The sequence below is a fragment of the Bacillus sanguinis genome, assembly GCF_018332475.1.
GTDB lineage: Bacteria > Bacillota > Bacilli > Bacillales > Bacillaceae_G > Bacillus_A > Bacillus_A sanguinis.
This window is the reverse complement of record NZ_BOQB01000345.1, coordinates 1-10,251: the sequence shown is the minus strand read 5'-3', so window position 1 is coordinate 10,251 and position 10,251 is coordinate 1. Positions and strand designations below refer to the sequence as shown.

Here is a 10,251-nt window from a genome sequence, read left to right as displayed (position 1 = left end):
AATGCAGAGAAAATAGAATCCGGATACGATTGTATCATTTCATTTGCTTTTGTGGCTTCTTCAAGAGCTCTTTTTTTATCATTCAGTTTAACGTAACAAAGTGCACGATATGCACCTGCTGTTGTAAGCCACGATTGATCAAGTGGATGGTTCATATAATCTGGTATAATACCACGTTCCAATGCTTCTAAAGCTTCTTCGTAACGTTTTAATCCGTATAAAGATTTTCCTTTTTCAAGATAATACAATCCGTCATCTTGAAAAATTGGCTGATCTTTTAGTTTTTCTCGATATTGTTCTAGATGTTTTAATGCGATTGTATATTCATTAGTAATCGTGTTGTAATAGTAGGCTTTTAAAATATTAGTCATCGCAATGGATAGAGTATCTTCTGTAAAAATAGCAAATTGCTCAGATTTTTTTATGTAATATAAATAACGCTCTTTATCAACTGTAATGACTTTTTGGTAAGATAAAATCCGGTAAAATACATCTGTTTTATAATACACTTGATGTTTTTTTGAAAATGCGAGTGTCTCTAATATCGTTTCTTCACATTTTTCATAATCGCCACATGCTAGTAATATGATGGCTTCATATAAACATAAATCAATATGTATAATGAGATCCATTTCTAAATGTTTCTCTTCATAATTATTTCTAATATTAGATATAAGTTGTAAACATTCTGCATACTTTTTACGTGTGAATATCGCAAAAGATAATTTTAATTTTGTTTCCGTACTGTCGCGGTATAACTTATATTTTTCGAAAATAGAAACAGCTTTTTCTACGTAAGATTCAATGTTGTAATCTTTCATAATCACAGCAGCAGTTACGAATTGTTTGTATATACGAGCCGTATTTAAAGTAGAAGGGAGTTCTTTTTGTACGATAGGTAGTAAAGTCTTGTACACTTCATCACATTTGTTTTCCTTTATGAGTTGCTCCATTTTTGTAATGAGTTCTACAATTTCTACATCATCATCTTCTAATAAAAAACTCGCTTCACATTCAAGTTTTTCAGCGATATATTGTAATGTTTTCATGGAAGGTGTAGCTTTTCCATTTTCAATTTGACTAAGCATACTTTTTGTAAGTTTCGAACCTGCCAGCTCTGTTTGTGTAAGTTTTTTTTCTTTACGTAACGCTTTAATTTTTTCACCGAGAGTTGCCATATTATTGCTCCTTTATAGTTGGAAAGTTAAATTGTATTTAACTTTTTGTTGTAAAAATTAGAAAGTCGATTATATAATAAGTTTAACACAATTTAACTTTTAAGGGGAGAGAGTCAAAATGGGAGATATAAGTATCGGACAACCTGATGCAAGAATGAAAGTTGCAACGAGAAATATTATTTTAATGATGATTGGAAAAATGACGTCCTTGTTAGGGGCGGGTATTTATACGTTTGCAATGGGATTATACGTATTAAAGACAACGGGTTCAGGAATGGGGTTTGCAACTACGCTTATTTGCGGATCGATTCCAAGGCTGATTTGTGGACCGATTGCTGGTGCTGTAGCTGACCGCGTCAATCGAAAATGGCTCGTCATCGGTACTGATTTGTTAAGTAGTTTAACAATGTTTATTATGTTTATCCTTGCAACTACTTTTGGGCCATCACTTCTGTTTATTTATGTTTCAGCAGCATTATTATCAATTTGTGCAAGTTTTTATTCTGTTGCATTAACGTCGTCTATTCCGAGTTTAGTGGATGAGGGGCGTATTCAAAAAGCAAGTGCTTTAAATCAAACGGCAGCTTCTTTATCAAATATATTAGGGCCGATTATTGGCGGGGTTGTATTTGGTTTCTTTTCTATTAAGTCGTTCTTTTTGTTAAATAGTATTACATTCTTTTTAGCGGTAATTGTGCAATTATTTATCGTATTTGATTTATACAAAAAAGACATGGCTGAAAGTAAAGAGCATTTCTTGACGAGTATAAAAGAAGGGTTTTCATATGTAAAAAGACAGCATGAAATATATGGTTTAATGAAAATTGCAGTAGGGGTAAACTTTTTTGCGAGTGCACTTTTCGTTTCACTTCCATATATTATTGTTCAAAATTTGCATCTATCTTCGAAGCAACTCGGTGTTGTAGAGGGAATGTTAGCAGTTGGGATGTTAATTGGTGCAATTGTTTTATCGATACGTAAAGAAGTGAATAATCCGTTTCGCTCTGTTTATATTGGATTGTTTTTATTTGCGAGTTTGAGTTTATGTACAGTGTTTCCATTAGTAGTTACCATTCCGAAAGTAGCAAGTTTTATTTACTATATCGCTTTTATGGCGTTAACTGGTATATCAATGATGGTTGTAAATATTCCGATGCAAGTACATATGCAAAAGACGACAAATCCAAGTTATTTAGGACGCGTTTTCGGCTTACTTGAAACAATTTCTACTGCAATCGCACCGCTCGGTATGATTGTGTATGGATTATTATTAGATATATTGCCAACTAGCATTGTTATGATGACATTAGGCGGAGGTTTATTGTTAGTTGTATTAGTAGGCGTAAAGAAGCATGTAATGAAAAAGCAAGTGGATGTGTCAGCCTAAAAGGAAATTTGACTTAATAAAATAAAAATGACCGAATTAGTATTTTAGTTTTTGAAACTCTTTTTTATGTATGTTACAGTATAGTGAGCAGGCAAAGAAAAGGAGACAACAGCATGAAAAAATTAAGTTTTGTTATGCTTTTTCTGTTAGTCGTAATGGCTGGATGTAGTAATTATGACACGTATATTGATACAGGTATGCAATCATTGAAAGATGAAAAATATAGTGATGCAACGATGTGGTTTGAAAAAGCGGAAAAAGAAAAGTCAGGAAATAAAGCGAAATCATATAAAGAAATGGCCGAAAAGATGGATCACGGAGCTACAGCATTAAAAGATGGTAAGTATTTAGAAGCGAAAGACATTGCGAATGAAGTGTTGCAAATGAAAAAAGACGATGCACTTGAAACAGCTGTAACATCAAATGCAGAGAATATGCTTCAAAAAGCAAAAGATGTAGAAGAGAAAGTAAATGAAAGAGTAGCAAAGCGGAGAAAAGTAGAAGAAGAAGGAATCGATAAACTCATTAAAGCTGTCGATAGTATAGATGATGTGAAAGAAAAAGAGAAAAAAATTTCAGAAGCATTAGATAAGGCTGAAGAGGCACAAGCAAAAATTGAAGCGAAGAAAAATAAATAGAGTAATAGTTTAAAAGGCTGTCGTGTATAACGACAGCCTTTTAATTTTTTGCTGCATAAGAAGTGATGCTATGTAGTAAAAAAGAAATAATTTTAGAATTCCATCTGTCCTCATGATGAATCGTATAAATGTTACGTTGAAATTCAAATCCAGGGATGGATATATAGCATAGTTCATTTCGGTGTACTTCTTGTTCAATAGCGAGTTTAGAAATAAAGGCTACTCCATTACCATATGTTAAAATTTGTTTCATCGTTTCTAATGAATCTAATTCAATTTCAGATTGGAACGTAATGTTATGTTCTAACATCCATTTTGTAAGTAAATCTCTTGTTGTAGATGGATTACGATGCAATAGTATACGTTCTTTTTCGATATCTTGTAATGATACATTTTCTTTTTTTGAAAAATGATGCTCTTTTGAGAAAGCAAGAACAAGTGTATCAGGTATTATTTTTGTTTCTTTTAAAAGTGACTCATCAAACGGTGCCGCAGAAATTACCCCGAGATCAATTTCATGATTTTGTAGCATCGTTCGAATTTCAGGAGCTGTTTTTACCATAAGTGTTATTTTTATATTTGGAAATTCGCATTGAAATTGGTGAATAATTTCTGGTAAAAGATAAGTCGCTGGTACATAACTAGCGCCAATTGTTATAGCGCCTTTATGAAAATCTTTAAACTCTTGCGTGACCCGCCTAGCTTCTTTCATCAGTGCATCTATTTTACAAGCATAATGATGCAGTGCCTCACCAGCCTCTGTTAAGAAATATCTTCCTGAACGTAATTCAAATAAAGGAACACCGAGTTCCTCTTCTAAGCTTTTTATATGGAATGTAATAGTAGGTTGTTTAACACCAAGTTTCTCTGCAACAATCGTAAGTTTTTTATATTTCTTAATAAGCACTACAATTTCTAATTTTAAGAGATTCATTATGAGTTGCCGCCTTTTTTATTTTAACTATAGAAAAAATCTATAGAAATAAATAGTTTATTAGAAGTTTTTTAATTTAATCTTTACAGTACATTAACATTCAGTATAAGTCTTCCAGATAGAATGAAAGCAGGTTAAGAGTGAGGGGAGAGAGGTGATAAGATGGATATTAAAATTCATGGATTAGAAAAGAACTTTGGAAAAACGCAGGCGTTAAAACCGTTACAAATTGTTATGAAACAAGGTGAATTCACCACACTTTTAGGGCCTTCGGGATGCGGGAAAACTACTTTACTTAGAATGATTGCAGGACTTGAAGAGCCAGATAAAGGTGAAATATATTTTGGGGATACGTGCATGTATTCTTCTGCTAAAAAAATTAAAACATCTCCTCATGAACGTAATATCGGCATGGTATTTCAAGATTTTGCTTTATGGCCGCATATGACTGTATTTGAAAATGTTGCATTTGGTTTAAGAGCTACAAAGCAAACGAATCAATTACGGGAAAAAGTAGAAGATGCAATAAAGAGAGTTCGCTTGCAAGGGATGGAGAAAAGATATCCGCATGAACTTTCTGGTGGACAGCAACAACGTGTCGCATTTGCTAGAGCGATTGTAACAAAACCACATTTTATTTTGTTTGATGAACCGCTGAGTGCACTCGATGCGATTTTGCGAGAAGAAATGCGATTAGAGCTTATGGATATCGTTCATTCGATTGGATTAACGGCATTGTATGTCACGCACGATCAAACAGAAGCGATGTCAATGTCAGATCAAATTATTGTCATGAAACAAGGAGAAGTATTACAAAAAGGAACACCAGAAGATATTTATGTGAAGCCATCTCATGAATTTGTTGCAAAATTTGTTGGTAAGGCAAATTGGCTTGTAGAGGGGAAACAAATGGTTCGTCCAGAGCATGTGAGCTGGACAAAAAATGAAATGTGCGAAATGTTTACAGGTGAAATTCAGCACGTTACATATGTAGGAGAACGGTATGAAATGAAAGTAAATATGGGTGCACTTGGAATATGGACAGCTTATCACAATAGTAAATTAAGCATAGGTAAACCAGTATCGTTATATGTGCCAAAAAAATGTATTCATCATATAGGGGGAGAATCGTATGAAGAAATTCAGTTCGCTTAAGTCTTTATTTGTATGTACGTTATTATTTTCGGCTGTAGTAACAGGGTGTAGTTCAAAGACAGGCAATGCAGATGCAAAAAGTAAAACGACTAATGAAAAGAAAATAGTGGTATATAGTGCAGGGCCAAAAGGATTAGCAGAAAAAATTCAAAAGGACTTTGAAAAGAAAACGGGCATAAAAGTGGAAATGTTTCAAGGGACAACTGGAAAAATTTTAGCGAGAATGGAAGCTGAAAAGAAAAAACCAGTCGTTGACGTAGTCGTACTTGCATCTTTACCGGCGATGGAAGGGTTAAAGAAAGATGGTCAAACGTTAGCTTATAAAGAAGCGAAACAAGCTGATAAGCTTCGTCCAGAATGGTCGGATGATAAAGGACATTATTTCGGGTATAGCGCTTCCGCATTAGGAATTGTGTACAATACAAAAAATGTGAAGACAGCACCTGAAGATTGGAGCGATATAACAAAAGAAGAATGGAAAGGGAAAGTGAATCTTCCAGATCCAGCACTTTCAGGTTCAGCTTTAGACTTTGTAACAGGATATGTTAAAAAGAATGGAAAAGATGGATGGAAGTTATTTGAACAGCTTAAGAAAAATGAAGTTACAGTAGCGGGGGCAAACCAAGAAGCGTTAGATCCCGTAGTAACAGGTGCGAAAGATATGGTCATTGCGGGTGTTGATTATATGACGTACAGTGCAAAAGCAAAGGGTGAACCTGTTGATATTGTTTATCCAAAAAGCGGAACAGTTATTAGTCCACGCGCAGCAGGCATTATGAAGGATAGTAAAAATGTAGAAGGTGCAAAAGAGTTTATTGATTATTTATTATCAGATGATGTACAAAAACAAATTTCTAAAGCATATTTATTGCCTGGTAGAACAGATATAAAAGCTGAAAATAGACCAAATGTGGAAGAGATTCCAGTATTAAATATTGATTGGAAAACAGTTGAGAAAGAACAAGATGAAATAGGAAAACAGTTTAAGAAAGTATTTCAATAAGATGGTGATTACATGGTAAATCGATTCGTATCAGTAAGACAAGTTGGAATGACGGTAGCGTTGTTACTTGTGGCGATGTTAATCGTCATTCCGCTTTTTCTCATTTTACTTTCTAGTGTATATGAAAATAGTAGTTGGAATTTTTTAAAGCCGTTTGAAGTGATGCAGAGTGGCGGATTAGCTGGGATTTTTCTAAACTCGATGCTTCTAGGCGTACTCGTTGTAATCGGGGCTACTATATTTGCATTTCCATTGGCGTTCATTATGAGTAAAACAGATGTTGGAAAGTATAGTAAGTTAGATGTTGTTTTTATGATTCCATTTATGACACCGCCGTATATTGGCTCGATGGGCTGGATTTTGTTCATGCAACCGAACGGCTATTTCGAACAGTTTTTTCCGATGCTAAAAACGATTTCATCTTCGTTTTTTAGTTTAGGAGGTATGGTTTTAATTATGAGTCTGCATTTATTCCCATTTCTATACTTTATGTTGAAAAACACGTTACTTCAAATTGGGAGTAGTAAAGAAGAAGCTGCAGCAGTTCATGGCGGAAGATTTTTCTATCGTTTACGAAAAATAATATTGCCGCTATTAGTATCAAGTTATGTAATGGGTGCTTTACTTATTTTCGTAAAGACGATTGCTGAATTTGGAACACCGGCTACATTCGGACGAAGAATAGGGTTTCATGTGTTAACATCAGAGATTCATAAATTTATTTCGAGTTGGCCGATTGACTTTAGTAGCGCAACAGCATTATCTTCTTTATTACTTAGTGCATGTATGCTCATTTGGTATATGCAAAATGTATTGAATCGAAAGTACTCATATGCAATGGTTAGTGGAAAAGGTGTGAAATCTAAAAGGTATACATTGTCTATATTTACGCGCATTGTAGCATGGGTTTATGTAATTGGTTTATTAATCGTATCAATTGGAATCCCATATTTTTCTATATTAATTGCTTCATTATCGAAATTAAGAGGCGGTGGCTTACATGTAAATAACTTTACAACGAGCCATTATGAAGCATTGTTTACAATGGGATCCCCAGGATTAGAAGCTTTATGGAACAGTTTTCTTTTTTCACTTATAACAGCGATTATCGCTGCTACTATTGGAGTCTTTTTGGCGCTTATGATTCGAAAGGGGAAAAAGTCCTCTGAAAAGTGGCTTGATATGTGCGGTATGTTACCGAATATGGTACCAGGAATCGTGATGGTTGTAGGGCTTATTTTATTTTGGAACTCACCCTATATGCCCCTATCAATTTACAATACACCAGTCATGGTTATCGTAACGTACGTTGTTCTTTTTTTACCTTATACGGTGCAGTATGTAAAATCATCGCTCGGGCAAATTGATGATTCTCTCGTGCAGGTAGGAAGTATTTTTTCTGGAAATTATATTTATATTTTTAGGAAAATAATATTACCTCTTATTATTCCGGGTATTCTCGCTGGATGGGCGATGACATTTACAATCTCGATTAGAGAGTTAGTAGCATCGCTTCTCGTACTACCTCCATCAGTAGAAACGTCAGCAACATTTATTTTTGCTCAATTTGAACAAGGAGAAGTATCTATTGGAATGGCGATGGCTGTCGTTTCAGTTGGACTTACAACACTATGTTTATTACTTCTGCAGCATATGGAGCAAAAACGAAAAGGGGTAGCATGATGAGGATAGAAGTATGGGGAGGAGCGGGAGAATACGGTCGTTCCTGCTACTTCGTAAAAAATAAAGAGACGAAAATATTGTTTGATTGTGGTATTAATCGATCATATGAGGATAGTTATCCCAAAATAGATAGGGAAGTTGTACCGTTTTTAGATGCAGTATTTTTATCACATATTCATGAAGATCATACGATGGGGTTGCCTTTATTAGCGAAGTATGGATATAAGAAAAAAATTTGGACGACTCGTTATACGAAAGAGCAACTTCCCGCTTATTATGAAAAATGGAGAAATTACAATTTGGTACAAGGATGGCATTTACCTTATAACGACCAAAATGTTAAAGATTTAAATTATGTATATATTGATGAGATCAGTAATCCGAATGAATGGATACAGATTACACCTACATTGCGTTTTCAATGGGGGTATAGTGGGCATGTATTAGGGGCTGTTTGGTTTTTAGTGGATATGAGCCATACATATGTATTTTATTCTGGAGATTATTCAGCGGAGTCTAACATATTGCGAGCTAATTTACCTGAGAAATTGCGCGGTGATATAAAAGTCGCAATTGTAGATGCTGCTTATCATACTGATGATGTTTCGCAATATGAACGAGTAAACGAACTATGTACAGAAATTGAACGAGTTGCGGGGAAGAAAGGAATAGCGTTACTACCATTGCCATCTCTTGGTAGGGCGCAAGATATCGTATTGTATTTATATAAAAAATATAAAGAACTTCCCATTATAGTAGATCAAGAAATTTTGGATGGATTCGAAGAAATGATCGTATATAAAGATTGGATCAAAAATAATGAAGAACTTGAAGAGCTAATAGAGAGTTTAAAAAGAAACGTAATAGTTATGGATGATGACAGCGATACGCAACATAGTTATGGAATAGTTGTAATGAGTGATGCGAATATGCAAATGAAAAGAGCGCAGTTATATTATGAACAAATTCGACGTGACGAACGAAATTCTATTATCTTTACTGGACATATTGCTAAAGGGAGTTTTGCAGAAAAAGTTTTGAAAGAACGTGTAGATAAAGAATGTAGGGTGAAGCGAGTTCCATATAAAGTTCACCAAAGTATAAGAGATGTGAAAGAGATGTTAAATACATTATCACCAGAACATACGGTGTTAGTACACGCATTGAAAGAGGATACAGATCGATTACAGAAAAAGCTTAGCACGGCAGGGTATGAAAATGTATATTCACTTACTATGGAACGTATAGAAGTCATTTGAAATGTAAAGGGGATAGGTATATGAAAAGAGTATTTGTATTCGTAAGTATTTTCTTTTGTTGTTTGCTTTATAACGTTAAGGAAGGATTTGCCGCTAGTCCAATGACACCTAGTTTTGAAGTGAAGTTATTATTAAAGCCAGAACAAGTACTAGGTCATAACAAAGAGATGAAGCAAGATGTATTAGAGTATTTCCAGACTGGTACAAATTATGAAAGAATACAAGTACAGTTTTTAGATACGACAAATAAAAATTTAAGTAATGAAGGCTGGTTTGCCAGAATTCGAAAGAAAGAATTTAGTAAAGATTTTGAGCTAACATATAAAAAAAGATACCCGATTCAAAACGGTGTAATTCAAGATGCACTAGAAGTAGCTAAAAAAGATGGATTTGACAGTAAAACTGATAATTATGAAGCAGAAATAGACTGGGGATTTGAGAAGAAAACGTTAAGTATTTCAAATAAGAAAAGTTACAGTGCGAAAGGATATGGGGTACTTGATCTACCGAACGAACAGGCTGCTCAAAACATGTTAATAGAAAAGTTACCAGGGAAAATGAACAAATGGCTGTATACGAATTGGGGAGAAGAGATGTTAAGGGATTCCCGTATTTATGGTCCTGTATTAATGAAAAGGTATACAGGGGAGTTTGAAAATAGTAAAACGAATATTGAAGTTTGGCCACTAAGTAATACAGGGAAAATAGAAGATGATTTCGTAATAGAAGTGTCGTTTAAAACAAATGAGGAAAGTATTGCGAAAGAACAAAGAGAAGTATTAATGAAGAGTATAGAACAAAAAGGATGGTTGTTACCGAAAGATAGTTTGAAGACAGAGCTTATTTTTCAGTAAATAGTAAAAAGGAATCCATATGCCATGGATTCCTTTTTATATATGAGTATTAAGCTAAATCAGCTGACACGAACATATCACTATTTTGAAGATTTTTAGAGCGTAAACTATAAGCAACTACCTTCTTTTTATATTGCTTTACAACATCAACATGCTCTTC

The 10,251-nt window shown here is 34.3% G+C and carries 10 protein-coding genes; 7 read left to right on the top strand and 3 right to left on the bottom strand.

The window, feature by feature from the left end:
• Nucleotides 1–1,178, bottom strand: a 1,178-nt coding sequence (locus tag KI369_RS25705) for a helix-turn-helix domain-containing protein (protein ID WP_212958224.1), incomplete at its 3' end; no start/stop codon positions are given.
• Between the two features lie 118 nt (nucleotides 1,179–1,296).
• On the opposite strand from KI369_RS25705, the gene KI369_RS25700 reads away from it, so the two are divergent.
• Nucleotides 1,297–2,565: an MFS transporter gene (locus KI369_RS25700; protein ID WP_212958221.1), complete on the top strand. Its 1,269-nt coding sequence runs from the start codon at nucleotides 1,297–1,299 to the stop codon at nucleotides 2,563–2,565.
• Between the two features lie 113 nt (nucleotides 2,566–2,678).
• The gene (locus tag KI369_RS25695) at nucleotides 2,679–3,203 is read left to right on the top strand and encodes a COG3014 family protein (RefSeq protein WP_212958218.1); all 525 of its coding nucleotides are present in this window, start codon (nucleotides 2,679–2,681) and stop codon (nucleotides 3,201–3,203) included.
• A 40-nt stretch (nucleotides 3,204–3,243) separates the two neighbouring features.
• On the opposite strand, the gene KI369_RS25690 is transcribed toward KI369_RS25695, so the two are convergent.
• On the bottom strand, nucleotides 3,244–4,137 hold the full coding sequence (locus KI369_RS25690) for a LysR substrate-binding domain-containing protein (protein ID WP_212958216.1): 894 nt from the start codon (nucleotides 4,135–4,137) through the stop codon (nucleotides 3,244–3,246).
• Nucleotides 4,138–4,299: 162 nt separating this feature from the next.
• Between KI369_RS25690 and KI369_RS25685 the strand changes: the two genes are divergently transcribed.
• From KI369_RS25685 to KI369_RS25665, 5 genes are read left to right on the top strand one after another with little or no spacing between them, the layout of a single operon-like run.
• A complete protein-coding gene (locus KI369_RS25685; RefSeq protein WP_212958214.1) occupies nucleotides 4,300–5,292 on the top strand; it encodes an ABC transporter ATP-binding protein in 993 nt (330 codons plus the stop codon).
• The gene (locus KI369_RS25680; protein ID WP_212958212.1) at nucleotides 5,270–6,295 is read left to right on the top strand and encodes an ABC transporter substrate-binding protein; all 1,026 of its coding nucleotides are present in this window, start codon (nucleotides 5,270–5,272) and stop codon (nucleotides 6,293–6,295) included. The genes KI369_RS25685 and KI369_RS25680 overlap by 23 nt, the downstream gene beginning before the upstream one ends.
• Nucleotides 6,296–6,307: 12 nt before the next feature.
• The gene (locus KI369_RS25675) at nucleotides 6,308–7,978 is read left to right on the top strand and encodes an ABC transporter permease (RefSeq protein WP_212958210.1); all 1,671 of its coding nucleotides are present in this window, start codon (nucleotides 6,308–6,310) and stop codon (nucleotides 7,976–7,978) included.
• Complete coding sequence (locus KI369_RS25670; RefSeq protein ID WP_212958208.1) at nucleotides 7,975–9,237, top strand: MBL fold metallo-hydrolase; 1,263 nt, start codon at nucleotides 7,975–7,977, stop codon at nucleotides 9,235–9,237. The genes KI369_RS25675 and KI369_RS25670 overlap by 4 nt, the downstream gene beginning before the upstream one ends.
• Nucleotides 9,238–9,257: 20 nt before the next feature.
• Nucleotides 9,258–10,091, top strand: a complete 834-nt coding sequence (locus KI369_RS25665) for a hypothetical protein (protein ID WP_212958205.1) — start codon at nucleotides 9,258–9,260, stop codon at nucleotides 10,089–10,091.
• Between the two features lie 49 nt (nucleotides 10,092–10,140).
• On the opposite strand, the gene KI369_RS25660 is transcribed toward KI369_RS25665, so the two are convergent.
• A partial coding sequence (locus KI369_RS25660) for a YfmQ family protein (protein WP_274382473.1) occupies nucleotides 10,141–10,251 on the bottom strand: 111 nt, incomplete at its 5' end.